This window comes from Streptomyces sp. NPDC007856 (genome assembly GCF_042868225.1).
Taxonomy (GTDB): domain Bacteria; phylum Actinomycetota; class Actinomycetes; order Streptomycetales; family Streptomycetaceae; genus Streptomyces.
Map to the genome: position 1 here is coordinate 416,903 of NZ_JBIAEC010000002.1, position 22,490 is coordinate 439,392.

The following is a 22,490-nucleotide window of genomic DNA, read 5'->3' on the forward strand; positions in this document are numbered from 1 at the left end:
CCCGCGCCGTGCGTCAGACCAGGGCGGTGGCCTCCGCGAGGGAGAGGCCACCGCCCTCGGCGTACGCGGCCCGGTAGTCGGGTTCGTCCAGGATCTGACGGATCCGGGCCTCGGTCAGGTCGCGGCACCGCAGCTCGACGCCGGAGAGGATGTGGCCGGCCGGCAGCAGGGCGTGGGCGGCGCCCAGGCAGCGGGCGGCGTCGGCGGCGCGGTTGCCGCCGTCCAGGGCCGCGAGGGCCATCGCCGCGGCGGTGAGGCACACGCAGTGCAGGTGCGGGGCGATGGTCTGGGTCAGCGGGTCGCGGGCGAGGCGCATGGCCCGCCGGGACCGGTCCAGAGCGGCCTCGGCTTGGCCGTCGAGAGCGTCCAGCCAGGCCTCCTGGCAGAGGATCATGGAGTCGAAGACGACGAAGTGCGCGATCTTGAACTCCTCGCGCAGCAGCCGCAGTTGCTCCCGGGCCTCGGCGGTACGGCCCGTCAGGCCGAGCCAGCAGGCGAGGAACAGCCGGGCGGCGGGCATCGCCTCGTTGTGGGAGCCCTCCTGGCTCGCGACGACGTCCCGGAGCAGTTGCTCGCCCCGCTCGAGGTCACCCGTCTCCATGAGGACGCTGCCGAGGCGGGCGTGGAGAATGGCCACCTGGCCGCGGGCGCCCAGGCGTTCGGCGTGTCCGATGGCCGCCCGGTAGTCGGCGGCGGCCTCACGGTAGGCGCCCTGGCGTTCGTGGGCCTCGCCGCGGGCGGACAACGCCTCGGCGAGGCCCCAGACGTCCCCGAGGCGGCGGAAGATCTCCAGCGATTCCTCGGCGTCGCGGGTGGCGTTGCCGGCCCATTCGGCGCGGTTGGCGAGGAGGTTGGCGCGCAGCTGCAGGGTATTGGCCAGGTCCCACTCGAACCCGGGGGTGTCGCGGCAGGTCTGGACGCAGGCGTCGATGGCGGCCCACATCTGCTCGGCGCCGCCGGTCAGCATGACGGCGAAGAACCAGAGCAGGCCGGGCACCCGGCAGGTCTGCGGCAGGCCGGGCTCGTAGGCCTCCGCGATGGCGCGCAGCTTGGCCTGTGCCTCGGGCGTCTGCCACGACTCCAGGTCGTGGTCCATGCAGGCGAGGTGGGCGAGGTGGACACCGCGCCGGGCCTCGGCGAGGACCTCGCCGGTGTACGGGGGCGGGGCGTCGGTGCAGCGCTGCCACAGCGGCAGGGCCGGCCGTACGGGTGCGGCGAAGGGCTCGGGGCCGAGCGCCATGACCTCCTCGCACCAGGCGCGGGTCTCGATGCGCTGGTCCCGCATCTGCCAGAAGACCACCAGGGACAGCACCAGGCACAGCGCCTCCTGCTCGTCCCCCGCGGCGACGGCGTGCCGCAGCGCGGTGCGCAGGTTCTCGTACTCCAGCTGGAACCGGTCGATGGCGGTGCGCTGCTCGGGGCCGCGCAGCAACAGGTCGGTGGTGCGGGCGAGTTCGCGGTAGTACGTCAGATGGGCGCGCTCGGCCTCGCTGCGGTGCCCGGTCTCGTCGAGCCGTTCGCCGGCGTACTCGGCGACGGTCTCCAGGAGCCGGTAGCGCATCCCGGCGTCGGGCGAAGGGGCGGCCACCACCAGGGACTTGTCGACCAGGGAGCCGAGCGCGTCCAGCGCGACGGGCCCGCACACGGCCTCGGCGGCGGCCAGGTCGCAGCCGCCCGCGAAGACCGACAGCCGGGCGAGGACGTCCCGCTCGTCCGCGTCCAGCAGCTCCCAGGACCAGTCCACGACGGCCCGCAGGGTCTGCTGGCGGGGCAGGACGGTGCGGCTGCCGGAGGTGAGCAGCCGGAACCGGTCGTCGAGGCGGTCCGCTATCTGGCGTGGGCTCAGCATCCGCAGCCGGGCCGCCGCCAGCTCGATCGCGAGCGGGAGTCCGTCGAGCCGCCGGCAGATCTCCGCACAGGCCCCGGGGTCGTCCTGGACGCGGAATCCGGGCCGGGCCGCCGCGCCCCGGTCGGCGAGCAGCCGCAGCGCGACCGGCTCCGGAAGCGGCTCCACCGGGCGCACCAGCTCCCCCGGCACGCCGAGGGGTTCTCGGCTGGTGGCGAGGACGGTCAGCTGGGGGCAGCGGGCCAGCAGCCGCTCGGTGAGGTGGGCGGCGGCCTCGATCACATGCTCGCAGTTGTCCAGGACGATCAGCATCCGGCGCCGGGCGCAGTGCTCCACGATCCGTTCGAGGGGGTCGTCGTGCCGGTCGGTGACCGCGCGGATGCTCTCGGCGCCGGCGCCGTGCAGCACGGTGTCACGGGCACCGATGGCGGTGAGCACGGCCTGCGGTACGGCCTCGGGGTCGTCCACGGGAGCGAGTTCGGCCAGCCACACCCCGTCCCGGACGGTGTGCCGTACCGCCTCGGCGGCCTCCTGGGACAGCCGGGTCTTCCCTGCGCCGCCCGGACCGAGCAGGGTGACCAGGCGGGCGGCGGCCAGATCGGCGCCGATGGCCTCGATGTCGGTCTCCCGGCCGACGAAGGAGGTGAGCCGGGCGGGCAGATTGCCCACGGCCGCCGGCCCGGGCCGCGGCGCCGGGGGTTCCTCGGCGGCCAGCAGCTCGGCGTGCAGGGCGCGCAGTTCGGGGCCTGGGCCGGAGCCGAGCCGGTCCGCGAGCAGCCGTCGTACGTCCTCGTAGGCGGCGAGCGCCTGGGCCGGGCGGCCGGCGTCGCGCAGGGCGCGCAGCCGCAGCGCCTGGAGCGGCTCGTCCAGCGGATGGTCGTCGCACAGGGCGGTCAGCTCGGGCAGCACCTGCTCGGCGTGGCCGAGGGCGAGGGCGGCGGTGTGCCGGGCGCGCAGCGCGTCCAGCCGGCGGGTCTCCCAGCGGGCCGCCTCGGCGTGGTGGTCGGGCAGGTCGGCGAGCGCGGGGCCGCGCCACAGGCCGAGCGCGTCGTCCAGGACGGTGGCGGCCTTGGCCGGGTCGCCGTCGGCGAGGGCCCGAAGGCCGTCGCCGGTCAGCCGCTCGAAGCGGGTGAGGTCGACGTCGTCGGGCGCGGCGGTGAGCCGGTAGCCGCCCTCGGCGGAGGCGACGGCGTCCGCGCCGAGGGTACGGCGCAGCCGGCCGACCAGCGCCTGGAGGGCCCCGGCGGCGTCGGCGGGCGGGTCCGCGCCCCAGACCTCGTCGACCAGCACGCCCACGGGCACGGTTCGCCCCGGCCGGAGCGCGAGCACGCCCAGCAGGGCACGCAGCCGCGCCCCGCCGACCGGGACGGCCGTGCCGTCGGGGCGGAGTACCTGGGTGGTGCCGAGCAGCGAAAAGCGCACGGGGTCCATTGTCGCCGGTGCGGTCACCGATGGTCACCGGGTTGCGGCGGCGTGCCATCGGGGACGTCCAGGGTGACGAGAGCGCCCCGGGTGCGGCGCACCCTCCCGAGGCCGTCCACCGTGCCGCGGTCCACCTCCTCGAACCACCTCGGACAGCTGTCGGAGGACTCCAGCGTGAGAGTGCCGGGCACCGGTTCGAGGCCGCGTCCCGTGCTCCGGAGCACGACTCCCCGCGGCGGCTCCACGGGTTCGGGCTCCGGATCGGGCAGGCGGAAGCGGTACTCCTCGCGGACCAGGTCGACGGCGTGGACCCTGCCGGTGGTCGGCCGGTCAGGACCGCCGTGGTTCTCCACCCACGCCTCGGCGCCGTACCCACGGCCCTCCCGGACGGCTTCGGCGTCGTAGGCGACCAGCTTCCAGGACACCTCGTCGCCCACCGCGAACGGGGCGCCGCAGCACTCCATCTGCCAGTCGTCGTAGAACACCCTCATCCGTGGCATCCCCCCAGGGTCCAGGAACCGGACGGCGAGTGCGAGACGTTTCCCCCGCGTGGGCGCGGCCGGTACGGTCGCACTCCGCACCGTCCCCACCGCACAGGAGCCCGCCGATGACCACCGCCACCACTCGCCGCGGCGACCGCCGGGTCAGTCCCGTGTTCGTCGGGATCCTGGCCGTGACGGCGGTGACGGGCTGGGCCACCTGGACGGGGTATGCGGCACAGCCGGGCATCGCGGTGTTCCTGTTCGTGACGGCCGCCTGGATCGTCTCCCTGTGCCTGCACGAGTACGCGCACGCGCGCACGGCCCTGCACAGCGGCGACATCACGATCGGCGCGAAGGGCTATCTGACCCTGAACCCGCTGAAGTACACGCACGCGCTGCTGAGCATCGTGCTCCCGGTGCTCTTCGTGATCATGGGCGGTATCGGTCTGCCCGGCGGCGCGGTGTTCATCGAGCGCGGCCGGATCCGGGGCCGCTGGCGGCACAGCCTGATCTCGGCGGCGGGCCCGCTGACGAACGCGCTGTTCGCGGCGGTGTGCACGGCACCTTTCTGGCTGCACGCGCTGGACGGCGTGCCCGCCGGCTTTCAGTACGCGCTGGCGTTCCTGGCCCTGCTCCAGGTGACGGCGGCGATCCTGAACTTCCTGCCGGTGCCGGGCCTGGACGGCTACGGCGTCATCGAGCCCTGGCTGTCGTACAGGGTGAAGCGGCAGGTGGAGCCGTTCGCGCAGTTCGGCCTGCTGTTCGTGTTCGCGCTGCTGTGGGTGCCGTCGGTCAACACGGTGTTCTTCGACCTGATCGACGCCATCCTGCGTCATCTGGGCGTGGGCGACTTCCCGCGCTACTGCGGCCAGGAGCTGTACCGCTTCTGGCAGGGCACGCCCGAGATCTGCCAGGTCAGCCCGTGACGGACTTGCCCTGCGCGGCGCCGGCCCGGTCGCGCTTGACGTAGTACCAGGTCATGTTGGACGTCAGGCCCGCCAGCAGCACCCAGACGATCCCCAGCCAGCTGCCCTGGACGAACGAGACGACGGCGGCGGCCACCGCGAGCACGCAGACGACGAGGGCGTAGAGGGCGATGCGGGGCATGGGGGTCGGCTCCTTGCGGGGGACACTGCTACGACGAACAGTGTCCCCCATCCGCTCAGACGTCGGTGACGCGGAGCCCGGCGTGTGCCTTGTAGCGGCGGTTGACGGAGATCAGGTTCGCGACCAGCGACTCGACCTGGTGGGCGTTGCGCAGCCGCCCGGCGAAGACGCCGCGCATGCCGGGGATGCGCCCGGCGAGGGCCTGCACGATCTCGACGTCGGCCCGCTCCTCGCCCAGCACCATCACATCGGTGTCGATCTGCTCGATCTCCGGGTCCTGGAGCAGCACGGCGGACAGGTGGTGGAAGGCGGCGGCGACCCGGGAATCCGGCAGCAGGGCGGCGGCCTGCTCGGCGGCGCTGCCCTCCTCGGGCCTGAGCGCGTAGGCGCCCTTCTTGTCGAAGCCGAGCGGGTTGACGCAGTCCACGACGAGCTTGCCGGCCAGTTCGTCGCGCAGTGCCTTCAGCGTGTCGCCGTGGCCGTCCCACGGTACGGCGACGATCACGATGTCGCTGCGGCGCGCGGCCTCGGCGTTGTCGGCGCCCTCTACGCCGTGGCCGCACTCCTGGGCGGCGGCCTGGGCGCGGTCGGCGGACCGGGAGCCGATGATCACCTTCTGGCCGGCCCGGGCGAGCCGGTAGGCGAGGCCCTTGCCCTGCGGCCCGGTGCCGCCGAGCACGCCGACGACCTGGCCGGAGACGTCGGGCAGGTCCCAGGGGTCCTTGGCGGGGGCCTTGGCCGGGGTCTGTGCACTGTCGGTAGAGGTCATGGGGCGAGCCTACGTCCGTGGCGCTTGCGGCACGCTCAAGTGAGGCGCCCACGGGCACCCGGCGGAAGGTGATGGTCTCGTAGGCGGTCAACTACTCGGCCGTCAGGGGCCGAGCGTGTTGGCTCGGTCCGGCAGAGCTCCGTTTAGGCCCCCGACTGCCCCTGACCCCGGCGACGACATCGGCCGGCCCAGCGAGGCCGCACCGACGACAGCGGAAGGTGTCCCGGCATCCGGTATGAGCTTGACCTGCACCACCAGCTTCACGATTACCGAACGTACACATCCGTGCGACGTCCCACCACATGTTCCAAACCCACCACCCCAAGGAGTGAACCCGGCGCCTGGATAGTTGGGCGAGTTCGGGGTGAACTCCGCGTCAAGAGTGACCGGTTGCGGCAGGATGCGGGCGCATGGACGCCGTACGGGTCGCGCTGCTGCGGGAAGTGCTCGCCGGGACCGAGTGGCTGAAGGCCACCCGGAGATTCGCGGGGGTGCTGCGCGGGTCGGTGGTGGCGCACGGGGGCGGGCTGCTGCTGGTGGGCACGCCGGAGTACGAGCCGTGGCATCTGGCGGCGCATCTGGTGGACGAGGCCGCGTGGTCGGGGACGCCCGAGCTGGCGCCGACCCTGGTACGACATCACGCGCGCCCCTGCGACCCGGCCCATCTGGCCGTGGGGCCCGGCCGGATCGAAGCGGCGCGGCGGGGTGAGACCCTGCTGGTCGTGGCTCCCTCGGAGCCCGCGCCGCTCCTTGAGCGGGTGCACGACGCCCGCCGGGCCGGGGTGACCGTGCTGGCCCTCGGGCCTTGCGCCGGCGACCTCGCGGCGCTGGCCCATGACTCCCTGTCCGTACCAGAGGGGGCGGAGCTGGACCTGGACACCGTCCAGCACCTGGTCAGCGCGGCGGCCGGCGAGAACGGGGGCGGGGCCTCTCCGAGGGTTCGGCGGAGCTTCCGGGACCGTCTGTCGAGGCTGGCGGAGATCCTGACGGCCCCGCCACCTGCCCCCTGGTGACCTTGCTCGGCCGGCCGTGCCGTCGGGGAAAAACAGTTGCCCGGTGATCCCGGCCCGCAGAACATGCCTCAGTGACCCGCGCCCTCCTCCCCGACCTCTCACCCTGGAAGGCCTCCGCGGACTTCCGCCGCCTCAGGAAGTCGGGCCTGATCAGCAACTTCGGCAGCTTCCTGACCTTCGTCGCGCTGCCGGTCCAGCTGAAGGACCTGACGGAGTCGACCGCAGCGGTGGGCGCGATCGGGGCCGTAGAGCTGCTGCCGCTCATCATCTGCGGACTCTACGGCGGTGCCCTCGCCGACGCGCTCGACAAGCGGAAGCTCATCGTGTGGACGGAGGCCGGGCAGGGCCTGCTCAGCGCAGCCCTGCTGGTCAACGCGCTGCTCCCGCACCCGGCGGTCTGGCCGCTGTACGCCGTCGCCGCCCTCTCCTCCGCCCTGGTCTCCGTCCAGCGCCCGGCCCTCGACTCCCTGTGGCCCCGGATCGTCGCCCACGCCGACATGCCCGCCGCGGCCTCGCTGAACTCCCTGCGCTGGACCGTCGGCGGAGTCGCGGGACCGGCACTCGCGGGCGTGGTCGTCGCCTACGCGGGCCTCGGCTGGGCGTACGGCGCCGACCTGCTGACCTTCGTCGTCTCGCTGGCGTACATCGTCCGGATCACCCCCTCCCCCGCCTCCCACGAGGCCTCGAAGCCCTCTCTGCAGGCGATCCTGGAAGGCGCCCGGTACGCCTGGAGCCGCAAGGAGCTCCTCGGCACCTACGTCGTCGACCTCGCGGCGATGTTCCTGGCCATGCCGCTCGCGGTGCTGCCGTTCCTCGCCGACGAGCTGCACGCCGACTGGGCGCTCGGCCTGATGTACGCCGCCGTGCCGGCCGGCGCGATGCTGGTGAGTCTGACCAGCGGCTGGGCGTCGAGGATCCACCGGCACGGTCTGATGGTGGTGCTGTCGGCGGCCGGCTGGGGTCTCGCGGTCGCGGCGGCCGGCCTGTGCGGGAACGTGTGGCTGGTCCTGCTCTTCCTGACCGTCGGCGGTGGCTTCGACATGGTCAGCGGGATCTTCCGGTCGGCCATGTGGAACCAGACGATCCCGGACGAGCTGCGCGGCCGGCTCGCCGGGATCGAACTGCTGTCCTACTCGGTCGGCCCGCAGCTCGGCCAGGTCCGGGCGGGCGGCCTGGCCGCCTGGGCGGGCGTGCGGACCTCCGTCGTCTCCGGCGGGCTGGCGTGCGCGGGCGTGATGGGACTGCTCGCGCTGTGCCTGCCGGGACTCATGACGTACGACGCCCGCACCAACGAGCACGCGGTACGGATGCGCGAGCGCCGTGCCGCCGCCGTACCCACTCAGGCGTGATCACTCCTCGTCGCTGCTCCCGCCGGCCGGCGCGTCGTGCCATCGCGGGTCGTTCTCCCACTGGAGGTTGCGCTCGGCGGCGGTCTCCATCGCGTGCCGGGCCTCCTCCGGGGAGGCGTACGGCCCGAAGCGGTCCTTGCCCGGGCACTCCGGGCCCTCCTCGACCTTCTTGTGCTCCAGGCAGTAGAACCACTCGCCCGGCTTGCCGACGGTGCGCTTCTTGAACAGGGGCATGGACAGCTCCTCTCGCCAACGACATGATCCCCCAACTCCGCTCGATAGACTCGCCGCATGTCTGGCCAGTCGCTGCTCGTACCGGGGGAGCTGTCCCCCACCCGCTCGGTCCCCGGAAACATCCGCCGCCCCGAGTACGTCGGCAAGCCCGCGCCGGCGCCGTACACCGGCCCGGAGGTGCAGAGCCCGGAGACCATCGAGGCGATGCGGACCGCCGGCCGTATCGCCGCGCAGGCGATGGAGGAGGCCGCGAAGATCATCGCGCCGGGGGTCACCACGGACCAGCTGGACAAGGTCGCCCACGAGTACATGTGCGACCACGGCGCCTACCCGTCCACGCTCGGCTACCGCGGCTTCCCGAAGTCCCTGTGCACGTCGGTCAACGAGGTCATCTGCCACGGCATCCCGGACTCGACGGTCCTCAGGGACGGGGACATCGTCAACCTGGACGTGACGGCGTACATCGGCGGGGTGCACGGCGACAACAACGCCACCTACCTGGTCGGGGACGTGGACGAGGAGTCCCGGCTGCTGGTTGAGCGGACCCGGGAGTCCCTGAACCGCGCGATCAAGGCGGTCCGGCCGGGCCGGCAGATCAATGTCATCGGCCGGGTCATCGAGTCCTACGCCAAGCGTTTCGGCTACGGAGTCGTCCGTGACTTCACCGGCCACGGCATCAGCACGTCCTTCCACTCCGGGCTGATCATCCCGCACTACGACAGCCCGCACGCGACGACGGTGATGCAGCCGGGCATGACGTTCACGATCGAGCCGATGCTGACGCTGGGCACCCATGAGTACGACATGTGGGACGACGGCTGGACGGTCGTGACGAAGGACCGCAGGCGGACGGCCCAGTTCGAGCACACGCTGGTGGTGACGGAGACCGGCGCGGACATTCTCACCTTGCCGTAGCGCCGCGCTCGCCTCTGCCACGACCGCACGGCCCGCCCTCTGCGAGGGCGGGCTTTCTCTTGTACTCTTTTACCGACAGGATGTCGGCAAGATGGGACGGCCTGATGGACTCCTCCTTCTCGACCCTCATCCGCACCGCGTCCCATGAGGCGCACGTGGAGGCGGAGACATCGTCGTTCATGAGCGACCTGCTGGGCGGCCGGCTGGGCGTGAGCGCCTACGCGCGCTACACCGAGCAGCTGTGGTTCGTGTACGAGGCGCTGGAGAGCGGCGCCGGACGGCTGGCGGCGGACCCGGTGGCGGGGCCGTTCGTCCGGCCCGAGCTGTTCCGGCTGGCGGCGCTGGAGCGGGACCTGGCGCATCTGCGGGGGCCGGAGTGGCGGGCGACCCTGAGCGCCCTGCCCGCCACGCGGGAGTACGCGGCCCGGGTCCGCGCGTGCGCCGAGCGCTGGCCCGGCGGCTATGTCGCCCACCACTACACCCGGTATCTGGGCGACCTGTCCGGCGGCCAGATCATCCGCGACCGGGCGGAGAAGACCTGGGGCTTCGCGAAGAAGGGCGACGGCGTCCGCTTCTACGTCTTCGAGGCCGTCTCCAACCCGGCCGCGTTCAAGCGGAGTTACCGTGAGCTGCTGGACGCCGTGGACGTGGACGAGTTGGAGAAGCAGCGGGTGGTCGGGGAGTGCCAGCGGGCTTTCGCCCTGAACACGGCGGTGTTCCGGGCGCTCGGGGACGAGTTCCCGCTGAGCGCCTAGCGTTCGGGGGCGGCTAACGCTCCAGGAACACCCGGCCCCCGACCTCCACCCACCCCTCCGGCTGGGGCGCGGTCAGGATCTGGGAGCCCTTGCCCTGGGTGATGTTCAGGGCGCGGCCCAGCCGGTCGGTGAGGAGGAGGGCGGCGGCGCCGGTGGCCTCGTCCTCGTCGATGCCGTCGTTCCGGCCGGGGAAGGCGCGGGCGCGGATCCGGCCGGCCGCCTCGTCCTCCCAGGCCCAGGCGTAGATCCACTCCCCCGGCGGCGGTACGTCCAGGGCGTCGACCTCGGCGGCGCTGCCGTACTGGCGCAGGGTGCGCGGCGGCGCCCACTCCGCGCGCGCCTCGATCCAGCTGAACTCGCCGTCCAGCCGGGCGCCGACGATCCCGGCGGGCGTGACCAGTTCGGGCACGTCGAGCAGCCAGGCGGTGCCGACGCAGGGGTGACCGGCGAAGGGCAGCCGCAGAGTGGGCGTGTAGATGTCGATCACGCCGCGCTCGGGGTCGTCCACGAACACGGTCTCGCTGAAGCCGAGTTTGGCCGCCAGCTCCTGCCGGTCGCTCCGCTCGGGCAGCACCGAGCCGTCGCGGACGACGCCGAGCTCGTTGCCGTAGCCACCGTTCGGTCCGCAGAAGACGCGGAGTACGTCGTAGTCAGTCACGGGGGAATTGAAACATCACGGCAACCGCGAGCGCGTCCCAGGCGGGGGCGCCGCCGGGCAGGGGCCAGGAGTAGGTGCGGGCCGGCTCGTAGGGCAGCGAGGAAAGGGTGCCGGCGTACGTCCGCAGCATGGTCTCCCGCTGCCGCTCGACGCCGCGGGTGGCGGGGCGGGCGGCGAGCCGCGCCAGCCTCGTCTCGTGCCAGTCGGCCACTTCCTCGGCGGTGCGACGCCAGTCCTCGTCGTCCGGCAGACGGGTCAGCACCACGCAGGGCGGCGTCCGCCCCTCCGCGAGCGCCGCGACGGCCCGGTCGTGCCCGTCCAGGAGCAGCCAGCCGTCGAGGGCGGTGACCCACCACAGCAGAACCGGCGCCAGGGTGCCGTCACGGGCGTGCTTGCGGTAGGCCTTCACCCGCCCGGCGTCCGGCGGCGAGAGCGGGCGCAGGGGTACGACACCGTGCCAGCTCATACCGGACCAGTCGAGATGGCAGGCGGGCCAGTCCCGGACGAAGTCCTCCGCATGCCAGACGTACGGCGGGAACTCGTCGCGCGCCCTCAGGTGCCAGCGCGAGTCGTGCAGGGGGCCTTCCTCCGCCTCCTCCATCCACCGCGCATACATGTGCACCCAGTTGACGGAACCTCGCATCGCCGCTGAGCGAATCGGCGGCAGGGGTGGGCGGTAGTTCTCGTACCGGTGCAGATGCACCCCCTGGTTCCACTCCTCGACCCGGCCCAGCAGTACGACGCGCCCGCCCTGCCGCAGCAGCATTCTGCCGCCGTCGGCCGCTTCAAAGCGGAGCGGCGGCGGTCCCGGACGCTGCCGCACATCCAGCACCAGGCCACCGGCTCCCAACAGCTCCCTGCGCGCGCTCCCCATGCCGGCCACCCTCCCACCGTCGGCGCTGTCAGCGCACGCGCGCGAGGTGGATCACGGACACGCGGATCTGCCGGTCGCTGACCTCGTACATCACGCGGTAGGCGCCGACGTGGATGCGCAGCAGGTCCGCGCCGCCGAACGCGCCATCGGGTCGCGGGTTGTCGCCGAGGCGGTCGACAGCGCTGAACACCTGCCGCACCCCATGCGGGTCGTCCTTGGCGAAGCGCTCTGCCTGGACGAGGGCCTCGGGCTCCCAGATGACCTCGAACCTCACGCCTCACCCTCGCCGAACACGCGCCGATAGGCCTCGTCGTGCGGGACACCGGCATCCTCGGCCCGGGCCTGGCGCGCACGATAGGCCGCGAGCGCCCGCAACTCCTCCAGCTCCAAGGCGTCGGCGGGGCTCATCAGTATCGCGACGGTCTGCCCGTGGTCGGTGATGGCCACCGGTTCGCGGGTGGCGCTGACCGTGCGCGCGATGGCACCCAGGCGGGCACGGGCTTCGACGATCGAGTAGGTCAACTCCGTCATGCACACCACCTTACAGAAGTGTGCACCTCCCACCCATCGAACGCCTTTCGCACACAGCGGCGCTCTCGGCCGCATGAACGCTCTTGAGACCTGGATCACCACCCCGAAGGGTATGAGCCGGGTAAGACTCAGGTAAGTTAGGGCAGCCTCACCAAACCAGATGCGCCAGGAGCCCGCATGCGAGCCGCCCGACTGACCGTCACCGCCGCCACCACGGTGGCCGCCCTGACCGCCCTCTCGGCCTGCACCGCGAAGAGCGACGCCGAGGACGGCGACGCCATCCAGGTCACCGCCGCCGACTCCACGTGCGACACCTCGGCGAAGTCGGTCCCGGCCGGCCAGGTCACGCTGAAGATCGAGAACAAGGGCGCCAAGGCCACCGAAATCGAGATCCTTTTCCCGGACGACCGGATCGTCTCCGAGAAGGAGAACATCGGGCCGGGCACCAGGTACACGCTGACCGCCGAGGTGAAGGCGGGATCGTACGAGATCGCCTGCCGCCCCGGCATGAAGGGCCACGGCGTCCGGCAGAAGCTCACCGTCACCGATGGCGGTACGACCGCCGAGCGGGACCCCAAGCTGGATGCAGCCGTCGCCGCGTACCGGCAGTACGCCCAGGACCAGGCCGACGAGACGCTGCCGAAGGCCGAGGCCTTCGCCCGGGCGGTCAGGGCCGGCGACCTGGACGCCGCGAAGCGGGCCTACGGCCTCTCCCGCCTCGGCTGGGAACGCACCGAGCCGGTCGCCGAGTCCTTCGGGGACATCGACCCGAAGGTCGACGTCCGCGAGGACGGCCTGGAGGACGGCCAGAAGTGGACCGGCTGGCACCGGCTGGAGAAGGCCCTCTGGCAGGACAAGAAGATCGGCGCGGAGGAGAAGGCGCTCGCCGGCCAGCTGGTGACCGACCTGAAGGACTGGCAGCAGCGGGTCGGCAAGGCCGAGATCACCCCGACCTCCATGGCCAACGGCGCCAAGGAACTGCTGGACGAGGTCGCCACCGGCAAGGTCACCGGCGAGGAGGACCGCTACGCGCACACCGACCTGGTCGACTTCAAGGGCAACGTCGAGGGCGCCCAGAAGGCCTACGGACTGCTGAAGCCGGTCGCCGCCGAGAACGACCCGGCGCTGACCGGAGAACTGGACAAACAGTTCACCGCACTGAACGCGCTGCTCGACAAGTACCGCACGGACAAGGCGTCGTACGACTTCGTCTCCTACGACGAGGTCACCAAGGACCAGCGCAAGGAGCTGTCGGACGCGGTGAACGCGCTCGCCGAGCCGCTGTCCAAGCTCGCCGCCGCGGTGGTGAAGCAGCCATGACCGAGCAGACCGACGGCAGCGGTCCGTCGCGCCGCGCGCTGATCGGCTGGGGCGGTGCCGGGCTCGCGCTCGGCGCCGCCGCGGCCGGCGGGGCCGTGGCGATGGCCGAGGCCGGCAACGACATGGACCCGGCGGCCGCCGAGGCAGGCGGCCCGGTGGAGTTCCACGGCGCCCACCAGGCGGGCATCGCCACCCCGGTGCAGGACCGGCTGCACTTCGCCGCGTTCGACGTGAAGACCGACGACCGCGAGGAGTTCGTCCGGATGCTGAAGGACTGGACGACGGCGGCCCGGCGGATGACCGCCGGAAAGCCCGTCGGCGAGGGCGCCTTCGACGGGCTCGCCGAGGCCCCGCCGGACGACACCGGCGAGGCGATGGGGCTGAAGCCGTCCCGGCTGACGCTGACCATCGGATTCGGGCCGTCGCTGTTCGACAGGTTCCAGCTGACCGACCGGCGGCCCGGGGCCCTGGCCGACCTGCCCGGGTTCCCCGGCGACAACCTGGAGAAGGCCCGCACCGGCGGCGACCTATGCATCCAGGCCTGCGCCGACGATCCGCAGGTCGCCGTGCACGCCATCCGCAACCTCGCCCGCATCGGCTTCGGCAAGGTCGCCGTGCGCTGGTCCCAGCTCGGCTTCGGCAAGACCTCCTCGACCACCCCGGACGCGCAGACCCCGCGCAACCTCTTCGGGTTCAAGGACGGCACCCGCAACATCGCGGGCACGGAGACGGACCGGCTGAGCAAGCACGTGTGGGTCGGGGACGGCGACGGCCCGGCCTGGATGACCGGTGGGTCGTATCTCGTCGCCCGGCGCATCCGCATGAACATCGAGACATGGGACCGGACTTCACTGCGGGAGCAGGAGGACGTGTTCGGCCGGGACAAGCGCGAGGGCGCCCCGGTCGGCAAGGCCGAGGAGCACGACGCGCCGTTCCTGAAGGCGATGAAGCCGACCGCGCACGTACGGCTCGCGCACCCGGACGCCAACGGCGGGATCACCATCCTGCGCCGGGGCTACTCCTTCACCGACGGCACCGACGGCCTCGGCCGTCTCGACGCCGGCCTGTTCTTCCTTGCCTATCAGCGGGACGTGCGCAAGGGCTTCATCCCGTTGCAGCGCAAGCTGTCGTCGCACGACGCTCTGGGCGAGTACATCCAGCACGTGGGTTCGGCGGTCTTCGCGATACCGCCCGGCGTCCGGGACTCCGGCGACTGGTGGGGCCGCACGCTGTTTGCCGAGGAGGCGTAGCCCGTGTTCTCCAACTACCTGATCGGCCTGCGCGAGGGTCTGGAGGCGTCGCTCGTCGTCTGCATCCTGATCGCCTACCTCGTCAAGACCGGCCGCCGGGAGGCCATCAGGCCGATCTGGATCGGCATCGGCATCGCGATCGCCATCGCGATGGGCTTCGGCTGCGCCCTCGAATTCGGCTCCCAGGAGCTGACGTTCGAGGCGCAGGAGGCACTCGGCGGCTCCCTCTCCGTCATCGCCGTCGGCCTGGTGACGTGGATGGTGTTCTGGATGCGGCGCACCGCCCGGCACCTGAGGTCGGAGCTGCACGGCAGGCTGGACGCGGCCCTCGCCATGGGCACCGGCGCGCTGGTCGCCACCGCCTTCCTGGCCGTCGGCCGGGAGGGCCTGGAGACCGCGCTGTTCGTATGGGCCTCGGTGCACGCGGCGTCCGACGGCACCCCGCGCCCGCTGATCGGCGTGGCGCTGGGCCTCGCCACGGCCGTACTCCTCGGCTGGCTGTTCTACCGGGGCGCCCTGAGGATCAACCTGGCGAAGTTCTTCACCTGGACCGGCGGCATGCTGGTCGTGGTCGCGGCGGGCGTCCTCGCCTACGGCTTCCACGACCTGCAGGAGGCGAACTGGCTGCCCGGCCTGACCAGCCTGGCCTTCGACATCGGCGACACCATCCCGCCGGACAGCTGGTACGGCACCTTGCTGAAGGGCGTGTTCAACTTCCAGCCCGACCCGACCGTCCTCCAGGTCACGGTGTGGCTGCTGTACCTGATCCCGACACTCGCGATCTTCCTGGCCCCGGTAGGGTTCGCCTCCGGAAAGGGGAAGGTGAAGGGACCGGATGAGCAGGGATCGCAGCCCGCGCAGGCTCCGCAGGCGTGACCGGAACGCACTCATAGCGGCCTCGCTGACCGCTTTGTCGCTGACGGCGAGCGGATGCGTGGTGGTGCACGGGGAGCGCGAGGTGCTCCCCGCCGCCACCCGCGCCGAGGCCGCCAAGGCGCTCACCGCGTTCACGGCCGCGTACAACAACGCCGACAAGGCCTACGACAACTCCCTGGACGCGCCCTACCTCACCGGCCCGTTCGGCGACATCACCGCCGCGCGGCTGAAGGCCGGGCACGCCAACAGCCCCTCGGGCAACCCGAACCACGTGCCGCTGAAGCTGTCGGACGTGAAGATCACGATCCCCAAGAAGACGGGCTGGCCGCGCTGGTTCGTCGCCGACGCCCAGGGCAACAAGACCGGCACGGCGCGCTGGCTGATGGTGTTCACCCGGGGCGACCTGGGCCAGCGCTGGCGGGTGGCGTACATCACCCTCGTGGCGCCCGCCGCCGTACCGCAGTTCAAGACGGACCAGGACGGCTGGGCCGAGGCGGTGCCGGCCGGGTCCGCTCAACTCGCCGTCGCGCCCGGCAAGCTGAGCCAGGAGTACACGACGTACCTGAAGAAGGGCGGCCAGGCCTTCGCCGCCGGCAGGTACACCAGCGTCGAGCGCGCCGACCGGGCCAAGCGGGCCCGCAAGCCGGGCCTGGTCACCCAGTTCATCGACGCGCCGCTGACGAACGGCGGCTACGCACCGGTGGCGCTGCGCACGGCGGACGGCGGGGCGCTGGTGTTCTTCACCACCCACCACTACGAGAAGCAGACCGCCGCCACCGGCACGACGGTGCCCCCTCAGAGCAAGGACGTCCAGGCCCTGACCAAGGGCGAGGTGAAACAGTCCCTGACGCTGGAGTTCATGTCGGCGGAGGTGGCCCTGGACCCGGCGGGCAGCGGCAAGGTGTCGGTGCTGGGGCGGGTGCCGGGTCTCACCTCGGCGCAGGGCGAGTAGAGTGCCCCGCCCGGCACCCCGGTCGGCGCCTAGTGCCGCAGTGGCCAGGCCGCACCCTGATGGCCGGCGCCCGCGGCAGCGAACCGCGCACACGCATCGGTGAGCGCTTCCAACAGGCTCAGGGGATCGGGCAGCGCATGCTCCGGCCCGCGCGCCCACCGCACCTGCTGATCGTCACCGGGCAGCCGAGCGGGCGGCACCAGGACGTACGACCCCCGGCAGTGCCAGCGCAGCCCCGGGTGCTCGTCCATGGTCTCCGGGTGGCAGTCCAGCTCGCACGGCCACCACTCGTCCTCGTCCTCGGGGGTGCCGCGGGTGAGGGTGAAGAACAGCATGCGGCCGTCGTCGCTCTCGGCGACGGGACCCACCTCGACGCCGGAGGCGAGCAGCCGCTCCAGGGCCTCCCGCCCGGCTGCCAAGGGGACGTCGAGGACGTCGTGGACCATTCCGGTCGCGGTGATGAAGTTGGCCTGCGGCTGGTGCCGGGACCAGCGCTCGATCTGCGCGCGATCGGTGGTGGACTGCGTCTGCCAGGCGAACGACACCGGGTGCCGGGCCGGGGTGGGACAGCCGACGCGGTCGCAGGAACAGCGGTAGCCGGGGGCGGGGTGCGCGGCGGGGGCGAGCGGCAGGCCCGCGGCGGCGGCGGCCAGCAGCAGGGCCTCACGGCCCCCGTCGTCGGCGGCCTCCTTCGGGCGGCGTCCGCGCAGCCACTGGGAGAGTTTGCCCTGCCGGCCGGACCGGCCGCCGAACGTCGCGCTCATCTATCCCCTCAGTCTGGTCGTCGCCTCGCTGGTGTGCGGACAGTGTGCCTTATCGTCCCATCTTCGTGCGCTTGGGGGTGTCTGGGGTCCCGATTCCGTGCAGCGCGTAGTCGACCAGCGTGTCCGTGTAGTCGTAGGAGATCGGCCCGGTCCGTTGCAGCCAGCGTTGCGCGAGCGGCGAGACGAACAGTTCCAGTGCGATGCGTGGATCGACGTCGGCCCGTACCGCCCCGGCGTCCTGCGCGGCGCGCAGCCGGTCGACGTACAGCTGGAGCTGGGGTTCGAGGAGTCCCGCGACGACCTGGCGGCCGAGCGGCTCGTTGACCAGGCCCTCGGCGGCCAGGGCGCGGGCCGGTACCGCGAAGCGCGGGTCGAGCAACTGGTCCACCGTGATCCGCAGCCCCGCCTTGAGGTCGGCGGCGAGGTCGCCGGTGTCCGGGATGGTGTACGGCACCTGTCCCGCGTCCTGGGCCGCCTGCGTGGAGAGGTCGAGGAACGCCTCCAGCAGGACGTCCGCCTTGGAGGACCACCAGCGGTAGATCGTCTGCTTGCCCACCCCGGCCCGCGCGGCGATCCCCTCGACGGTGGTCCTCGGGTACCCGAACTCGCCGACCAGGGCGAGGGCGGCGGCGTAGATCGCTCTGCGGGACTTCTCGCTGCGGCGGGTGGCGTCGGGGGCCGGCTTGTTGACCATGGGGCGACGCTAACAAGCCGCGGCGGCTACGCGGACGGCTCCCGCGGGGAGTCCTCCGGCGGCCACCGGTCTCCCCACTCGGCGTCCCGGGCGGCCTTGTACAGGGGGCCGTGGCGTTTGGTGACCGTCGTACGGGCCAGCCGTTCGCCGGCCTCGCACAGGTCCAGGAGCACCTGGCCCTTGCGGATCTGCGGTCGCCGGATCACCCGGGAGGGAGCCGGCGCGGCGGGCAGGCGGGTGGCGGCGACGTACGAGAACTTCTCGTCCTCGTACGGCAGGGTGCCGCCCTTGACCTGGCGGTGCAGCGAGGAGCGGGCGACCCGGGCGGAGAAGTGGCACCAGTCCCGGCCGGGCTCTATGGGGCAGGCGGCGCTGTGCGGGCAGGGGGCGACGACGTGCAGTCCGGCGCGGATCAGACGGTCGCGGGCCTCGATGACGCGGGCGTAGCCGGCCGGGGTGCCGGCCTCCACGATCACCACGGCCTGCGCGGCGGTCGCGGCGGCGTCGACGAGGGCGGCGCGGTCGGGCGCGGAGAGTTCGTTGAGGACGTACGACACCGTGACGAGGTCGGTGTCGTCCAAGGTGAGGTCGGCGCCGATCCGGGCGCGCTGCCAGCGGGCGCCGCGCAGGGCCGGGTTGGCGGCGGCGATCTCCCGGCCGAGGGCGAGGGCGGGCTCGGCCCAGTCCAGCACGGTGACGCTGCGCTCGCCGGGCCAGGTCGCGGTGACGGCCCAGGTCGCCGCGCCGGTGCCGCCGCCCACGTCGACATGGCTGCCGGGTGTCCAGTCGGGGACGGCCCGTGCGAACGCCTCCAGCGACGAGTGGACCGCTTCGAAGGTGGCGGGCATGCGGTAGGCGGCGTAGGCGGCCACGTCGGCGCGGTCGCGGAGGATCGGGGCGTGGGTGGGGGTGTCGCCCCGGTAGTGGGCGATCAGCCGTTCCACCGCTCCGGCGGCCTGGGTGGGCGGGAGTCCGTCGAGAAGCTCCGCGAGGGTGCTACGGAGGGTGTCGTTCACCTGCCGATTGTATGGCTGGGCGGTGTGGGGCCGGGCCTGCTCCGCCCCCAGACCCCCGACCGTCGGCCGGAGGGCCGGACTCAGATCACCGCCCTCGCCAGCCGTGTCGCAAGTCTCGCCCTCGGCCCGCTGTCCGCAGGCCTGCGCCGCGGATGCACCGTGTTGGCCAGCAGGATCAGGAACGTGTCCGTCCTCGGGTCGAGGACGAGCGACGTACCCGTGAAACCCGTGTGCCCGGCCGCCCCGCTGCCCGCGAGTTCGCCCATGAACCACGGCTGGTCGACGGCGAAGCCCAGCCCCGGCGGGGTGAGCAGGAGCTCGACGAAGTCGGGGCCGAGGATGCGGGCGGGGCCGTAGGAGCCGCCGGCGAGCAGGGCGCGGCAGAAGACGGCCAGGTCGCGGGCGGTGGAGAAGAGCCCGGCGTGCCCGGCCACGCCGCCCAGCGCCCAGGCGTTCTCGTCGTGCACCACGCCCCGCAGCATCCCCCGGTCCGCCTTGGCCCAGGGCCGCCGCTGGTCCTCGGTGGCGGCCGCGCCGGGGCAGGGTCCGAAGCCGGTCGCCGTCATGCCGAGCGGCCGGGTGATGCCGTCCTGGACGAGGACGTCGAGGCTACGCCCGGTGATGCGCTCCAGCACGGACTGGAGGACGAGCATGTTCAGGTCCGAGTACAGATGGCGCCCCGGCTCACCCGTCGGGGCCTCGGCGCGCAGCAGGGCCAGCCGGCTGGCGTCGTCGGGGCAGTCGTACAGCGGCAGCTCGGGGCGCAGCCCGGAGGTGTGGGTGAGCAGTTGCCGCACGGTGATGCCGTGCGCGGCGGCGGCGTGGAAGTCGGGCAGGTAGTCGCCGACCCGGGCGTCCATGCCGAGGGTGCCGCGCTCGATCTGCTGCACGGCGGCGACGGAGGTGAACAGCTTGGTGAGGGAGGCCAGGTCGAAGGGCGTGTCGACGGTGGCCGGGACGCGGGCGGCGGGCGGCAGTTCGACACCGTTGTCGGTCTCGGGGTCGTAGCCGGAGTAGCGGACGGCCCAGCCCGCGGCCTCGGCCACGGCGATCACGGGTCCGCGGGCGGCCAGCACGACGGCGCCGGCCGCCCAGGGGCGGTCTCCGGCGGTGAGTGCGTGCACCTCGCCGACCAGGTGCCCGAGTTCGGCGGGATCGAGCCCGGCCCGTTCCGGTGTGTCGGCGCGCAGTCTCGGTGCGCTCAGTTCTCGTCTCCCTCCGACCCCGCACGTGTGTTCCCACGTGTGCTCCAGGGACGGCACATTCCCATGAAGCAGGCCGCCGCGACCAGTGCTCCCACCAGTTGGACCACCGCCATGGGTACGGCGGTGTGCTCTCCGGCGACGCCGACGAGCGGTGAGGCGACCGCTCCGACGAGGAAGGAGGAGGTGCCGAGCAGGGCGGAGGCGGAGCCCGCGGCGTGCCGGGTGCGCAGCAGGGCGAGCGACTGGGCGTTGGGGAGGGTGATGCCCATGGCGGACATGAGGACGAAGAGCGCGGCGGCGACCGGCGGCAGACCGACCTCACCGAGGGCGCCGGTGGACATCAGCAGCAGGGCGGCCGCGGCGAGCACGATCACCGCGAGGCCGCAGGCCAGCACCTTCTCCAGGGCGACCCGGCCGACCAGTAGCTTGCCGTTGACCTGCCCGGCGATCACCAGGCCGACCGAGTTGAGGCCGAAGAGCAGGCTGAAGGTCTGCGGGGAGGCGCCGTAGATCTCCTGGATGACGTAGGGGGAGGCGGATATGTACGCGAACAGCGCGGCGAAGGCGAAGCCGCCGGTCAGCATGTAGCCGGTGAAGGGCGGGTCGGCGAGCAGGCCGCGCATCGCGCGCAGGGCCGCCCCCACTCCCCCGTCGTGCCGTTCCTCCGGCGGCAGGGTCTCCGGCAGCCGCAGCCGGACGAGCACGGCCAGCGCGACGCCGACCATCGTCAGGACGACGAACACGCCCCGCCAGTCGGTCACCCGCAGGATCTGCCCGCCGATCAGCGGCGCCACGATCGGCGCGACCCCGGAGATCAGCATCAGGGTGGAGAAGAAGCGGGCCATGGCGTCACCGTCGTACAGGTCGCGTACGACGGCCCGGGCGATCACGATGCCGGCGGCGCCCGCGAGGCCCTGGGCCAGCCGGAGGGCGACCAGCGTCTCGGCGTCGGGGGCGAGGGCGCACAGGGCGGTGGCGAGGAGGTAGACGGCGAGACCGGCGAGCAGCGGGCGGCGGCGGCCCCAGCGGTCGCTCATCGGGCCGACGACCAGCTGCCCGAGGGCCATGCCCAGCAGGCAGGCGGTGAGGGTGAGCTGGACGGTGGCGGCGGGTGCGTGCAGGGACCCGGTGACCTCCGGCAGGGCCGGGAGGTACATGTCCATCGCGAGCGGTGGTGTCGCGGTGAGGCCGCCGAGGACGAGCGTGACGAGCAGGCCGGTGCGGCGGGTGGCGGCGGACGGCCGGGCGGGCACGGACGTGGGCCGTGCCTGAGGTGTCGATGCCGCCGCGGGCTCGCGCATCCGTCCCCTCCCTCTGGTGAAGCGGCCGCCCGACGAGAGCGACCGGCACCTATGCTCTCAGCTCGTACACACTGCCAGGGCACACATGACCGATGGGTGGGGCGATGGTGGAGCGGAAGGTGCGCTGGGGGATCCTGGCGACGGGCGGGATCGCGGCGGCGTTCGCGGCGGACCTGGTGGATCTGGCGGATGCGGAGATCGCGGCGGTGGCCTCGCGGCGCCGGGAGTCGGCGGAGGCGTTCGCGGAGCGGTTCGGGGCGGCGCGGGCCTACGGCGACTGGGAGTCGCTGGCGGCGGACCCGGACATCGATGTCGTCTACGTCGCCACTCCGCACTCGGCGCACCGCGCGGCGGCCGGGCTGTGCCTGGAGGCGGGCCGCAACGTGCTGTGCGAGAAGCCGTTCACGCTGAACCTGCGCGAGACGGAGGAACTCGTCGCGCTGGCGCGGCAGCACGACCGCTTCCTGATGGAGGCGATGTGGATGTACTGCAACCCGCTGGTCCGGCGGCTGAAGGCGCTGGTGGACGACGGGGCGATCGGCGAAGTGCGCACCGTGCAGGCCGACTTCGGCCTTGCCGGTCCCTTCCCGCCGGCGCACCGGCTGCGGGATCCGGCGCTGGGCGGCGGGGCACTGCTGGACCTGGGCGTGTACCCGGTGTCGTTCGCACAGTTGCTGCTCGGTGAGCCGGACGCGGTGGCGGGGAGCGCGCTGCTGTCGCCGGAGGGCGTCGATCTGCAGACGGGCGCGGTGCTGTCCTGGGAGAGCGGGGCGATGGCCGCGCTGCACTGCTCGATCGTCGGCGGTACGGGCGGCACGGCGTCGGTGACCGGTTCGCGCGGCCGGATCGATGTGCCGTCCGGCTTCTTCCACCCGGAGCGGTTCGTGCTGCGCCGCGACGGCCGCGATCCGGAGGAGTTCGCCGCCGCCCCGGCCGACGGGCCGCGCACCACCCTGCGGCACGAGGCGATCGAGGTCATGCGGGCGCTGCGGGCGGGCGAGAAGGAGTCGCCGCTGGTGCCGCTGGAGGGTTCGCTGGCGGTGATGCGGACGCTGGACGCGGTGCGGGAGCGGATCGGGGTGCGGTATCCGGGAGACGCGGTAGCGGTGACGGTGTGAACCGGTATCCCGGAGCGGCGGTGGCCGTCGCCGCCGGAT

Annotated in this window: 24 protein-coding genes; 10 read left to right on the plus strand and 14 right to left on the minus strand. The window is 72.8% G+C overall.

Annotated features, from left to right (window positions below):
- Positions 1-13: 13 nt before the first annotated feature.
- Entirely contained in the window at positions 14-3,277 is a 3,264-nt protein-coding gene (locus ACFYOH_RS06315; RefSeq protein WP_388622328.1) for a BTAD domain-containing putative transcriptional regulator, read from the minus strand.
- 14 nt (positions 3,278-3,291) lie between these two features.
- A complete protein-coding gene (locus ACFYOH_RS06320) occupies positions 3,292-3,768 on the minus strand; it encodes a DUF6578 domain-containing protein (protein WP_388621735.1) in 477 nt (158 codons plus the stop codon).
- A 107-nt stretch (positions 3,769-3,875) separates the two neighbouring features.
- Between ACFYOH_RS06320 and ACFYOH_RS06325 the strand changes: the two genes are divergently transcribed.
- Complete coding sequence (locus ACFYOH_RS06325) at positions 3,876-4,676, plus strand: site-2 protease family protein (protein WP_388621736.1); 801 nt, start codon at positions 3,876-3,878, stop codon at positions 4,674-4,676.
- Here the strand turns inward: ACFYOH_RS06325 and ACFYOH_RS06330 are convergent.
- Both ACFYOH_RS06330 and npdG read right to left on the minus strand, forming a co-directional pair.
- On the minus strand, positions 4,666-4,908 hold the full coding sequence (locus ACFYOH_RS06330) for a hypothetical protein (RefSeq protein ID WP_388621738.1): 243 nt from the start codon (positions 4,906-4,908) through the stop codon (positions 4,666-4,668). The two genes, ACFYOH_RS06325 and ACFYOH_RS06330, sit on opposite strands and share 11 nt — an antisense overlap.
- Before the next feature lie 4 nt (positions 4,909-4,912).
- Positions 4,913-5,626 (minus strand): NADPH-dependent F420 reductase, encoded by a 714-nt coding sequence (gene npdG, locus ACFYOH_RS06335; protein WP_388621740.1) that lies wholly within the window; start codon positions 5,624-5,626, stop codon positions 4,913-4,915.
- A gap of 410 nt (positions 5,627-6,036) precedes the next feature.
- Here npdG and ACFYOH_RS06340 point away from each other — a divergent pair, with 410 nt between their 5' ends.
- Together ACFYOH_RS06340 and ACFYOH_RS06345 are read left to right on the plus strand one after the other, a co-directional pair.
- A complete protein-coding gene (locus ACFYOH_RS06340) occupies positions 6,037-6,639 on the plus strand; it encodes a hypothetical protein (RefSeq protein ID WP_388621742.1) in 603 nt (200 codons plus the stop codon).
- Between the two features lie 71 nt (positions 6,640-6,710).
- Positions 6,711-7,988, plus strand: a complete 1,278-nt coding sequence (locus ACFYOH_RS06345) for an MFS transporter (RefSeq protein WP_388621744.1) — start codon at positions 6,711-6,713, stop codon at positions 7,986-7,988.
- Here the strand turns inward: ACFYOH_RS06345 and ACFYOH_RS06350 are convergent, their stop codons facing one another.
- Positions 7,989-8,222: a hypothetical protein gene (locus ACFYOH_RS06350; RefSeq protein ID WP_388621746.1), complete on the minus strand. Its 234-nt coding sequence runs from the start codon at positions 8,220-8,222 to the stop codon at positions 7,989-7,991.
- 57 nt (positions 8,223-8,279) lie between these two features.
- Between ACFYOH_RS06350 and map the strand changes: the two genes are divergently transcribed.
- Both map and ACFYOH_RS06360 read left to right on the plus strand, forming a co-directional pair.
- Positions 8,280-9,137, plus strand: a complete 858-nt coding sequence (gene map / locus ACFYOH_RS06355) for a type I methionyl aminopeptidase (protein WP_388621748.1) — start codon at positions 8,280-8,282, stop codon at positions 9,135-9,137.
- 104 nt (positions 9,138-9,241) lie between these two features.
- Entirely contained in the window at positions 9,242-9,892 is a 651-nt protein-coding gene (locus ACFYOH_RS06360) for a heme oxygenase (biliverdin-producing) (protein ID WP_388621750.1), read from the plus strand.
- 13 nt (positions 9,893-9,905) lie between these two features.
- On the opposite strand, the gene ACFYOH_RS06365 is transcribed toward ACFYOH_RS06360, so the two are convergent.
- Genes ACFYOH_RS06365 through ACFYOH_RS06380 form a run of 4 tightly spaced genes read right to left on the minus strand, consistent with a single transcriptional unit; the run spans position 9,906 to position 11,955 of the window.
- Positions 9,906-10,550, minus strand: coding sequence for a PhzF family phenazine biosynthesis protein (locus tag ACFYOH_RS06365; protein WP_388621752.1), 645 nt, complete (start codon positions 10,548-10,550; stop codon positions 9,906-9,908).
- Positions 10,543-11,424, minus strand: coding sequence for a hypothetical protein (locus ACFYOH_RS06370; RefSeq protein ID WP_388621754.1), 882 nt, complete (start codon positions 11,422-11,424; stop codon positions 10,543-10,545). The genes ACFYOH_RS06365 and ACFYOH_RS06370 overlap by 8 nt, the downstream gene beginning before the upstream one ends.
- Before the next feature lie 28 nt (positions 11,425-11,452).
- A complete protein-coding gene (locus tag ACFYOH_RS06375) occupies positions 11,453-11,698 on the minus strand; it encodes a type II toxin-antitoxin system RelE/ParE family toxin (RefSeq protein ID WP_388621756.1) in 246 nt (81 codons plus the stop codon).
- Positions 11,695-11,955: a type II toxin-antitoxin system Phd/YefM family antitoxin gene (locus tag ACFYOH_RS06380; RefSeq protein ID WP_388621758.1), complete on the minus strand. Its 261-nt coding sequence runs from the start codon at positions 11,953-11,955 to the stop codon at positions 11,695-11,697. Before ACFYOH_RS06380 ends, ACFYOH_RS06375 begins: the two co-directional genes overlap by 4 nt.
- A gap of 177 nt (positions 11,956-12,132) precedes the next feature.
- Here ACFYOH_RS06380 and efeO point away from each other — a divergent pair, with 177 nt between their 5' ends.
- From efeO to ACFYOH_RS06400, 4 genes are read left to right on the plus strand one after another with little or no spacing between them, the layout of a single operon-like run.
- On the plus strand, positions 12,133-13,275 hold the full coding sequence (gene efeO / locus ACFYOH_RS06385) for an iron uptake system protein EfeO (RefSeq protein ID WP_388621760.1): 1,143 nt from the start codon (positions 12,133-12,135) through the stop codon (positions 13,273-13,275).
- On the plus strand, positions 13,272-14,525 hold the full coding sequence (gene efeB / locus ACFYOH_RS06390; protein WP_388621761.1) for an iron uptake transporter deferrochelatase/peroxidase subunit: 1,254 nt from the start codon (positions 13,272-13,274) through the stop codon (positions 14,523-14,525). Before efeO ends, efeB begins: the two co-directional genes overlap by 4 nt.
- Before the next feature lie 3 nt (positions 14,526-14,528).
- Entirely contained in the window at positions 14,529-15,401 is an 873-nt protein-coding gene (gene efeU, locus ACFYOH_RS06395) for an iron uptake transporter permease EfeU (protein WP_388621763.1), read from the plus strand.
- Positions 15,361-16,353: a hypothetical protein gene (locus tag ACFYOH_RS06400; protein WP_388621765.1), complete on the plus strand. Its 993-nt coding sequence runs from the start codon at positions 15,361-15,363 to the stop codon at positions 16,351-16,353. Before efeU ends, ACFYOH_RS06400 begins: the two co-directional genes overlap by 41 nt.
- A gap of 29 nt (positions 16,354-16,382) precedes the next feature.
- Here ACFYOH_RS06400 and ACFYOH_RS06405 read toward each other — a convergent pair whose 3' ends face one another.
- The 5 genes from ACFYOH_RS06405 to ACFYOH_RS06425 form a co-directional block, all read right to left on the minus strand.
- Positions 16,383-17,117, minus strand: a complete 735-nt coding sequence (locus ACFYOH_RS06405; protein WP_388621767.1) for a bifunctional DNA primase/polymerase — start codon at positions 17,115-17,117, stop codon at positions 16,383-16,385.
- Between the two features lie 49 nt (positions 17,118-17,166).
- Entirely contained in the window at positions 17,167-17,811 is a 645-nt protein-coding gene (locus ACFYOH_RS06410) for a TetR/AcrR family transcriptional regulator (RefSeq protein WP_388621769.1), read from the minus strand.
- A gap of 26 nt (positions 17,812-17,837) precedes the next feature.
- Positions 17,838-18,827 (minus strand): small ribosomal subunit Rsm22 family protein, encoded by a 990-nt coding sequence (locus ACFYOH_RS06415; RefSeq protein ID WP_388621771.1) that lies wholly within the window; start codon positions 18,825-18,827, stop codon positions 17,838-17,840.
- Positions 18,828-18,907: 80 nt separating this feature from the next.
- Positions 18,908-20,089, minus strand: a complete 1,182-nt coding sequence (locus tag ACFYOH_RS06420; protein ID WP_388621773.1) for a serine hydrolase domain-containing protein — start codon at positions 20,087-20,089, stop codon at positions 18,908-18,910.
- Positions 20,029-21,333, minus strand: coding sequence for a multidrug effflux MFS transporter (locus tag ACFYOH_RS06425; protein ID WP_388621775.1), 1,305 nt, complete (start codon positions 21,331-21,333; stop codon positions 20,029-20,031). The genes ACFYOH_RS06420 and ACFYOH_RS06425 overlap by 61 nt, the downstream gene beginning before the upstream one ends.
- A 104-nt stretch (positions 21,334-21,437) precedes the next feature.
- Here ACFYOH_RS06425 and ACFYOH_RS06430 point away from each other — a divergent pair, with 104 nt between their 5' ends.
- Positions 21,438-22,451 (plus strand): Gfo/Idh/MocA family protein, encoded by a 1,014-nt coding sequence (locus ACFYOH_RS06430; protein ID WP_388622329.1) that lies wholly within the window; start codon positions 21,438-21,440, stop codon positions 22,449-22,451.
- The last annotated feature ends 39 nt before the right edge of the window (positions 22,452-22,490 follow it).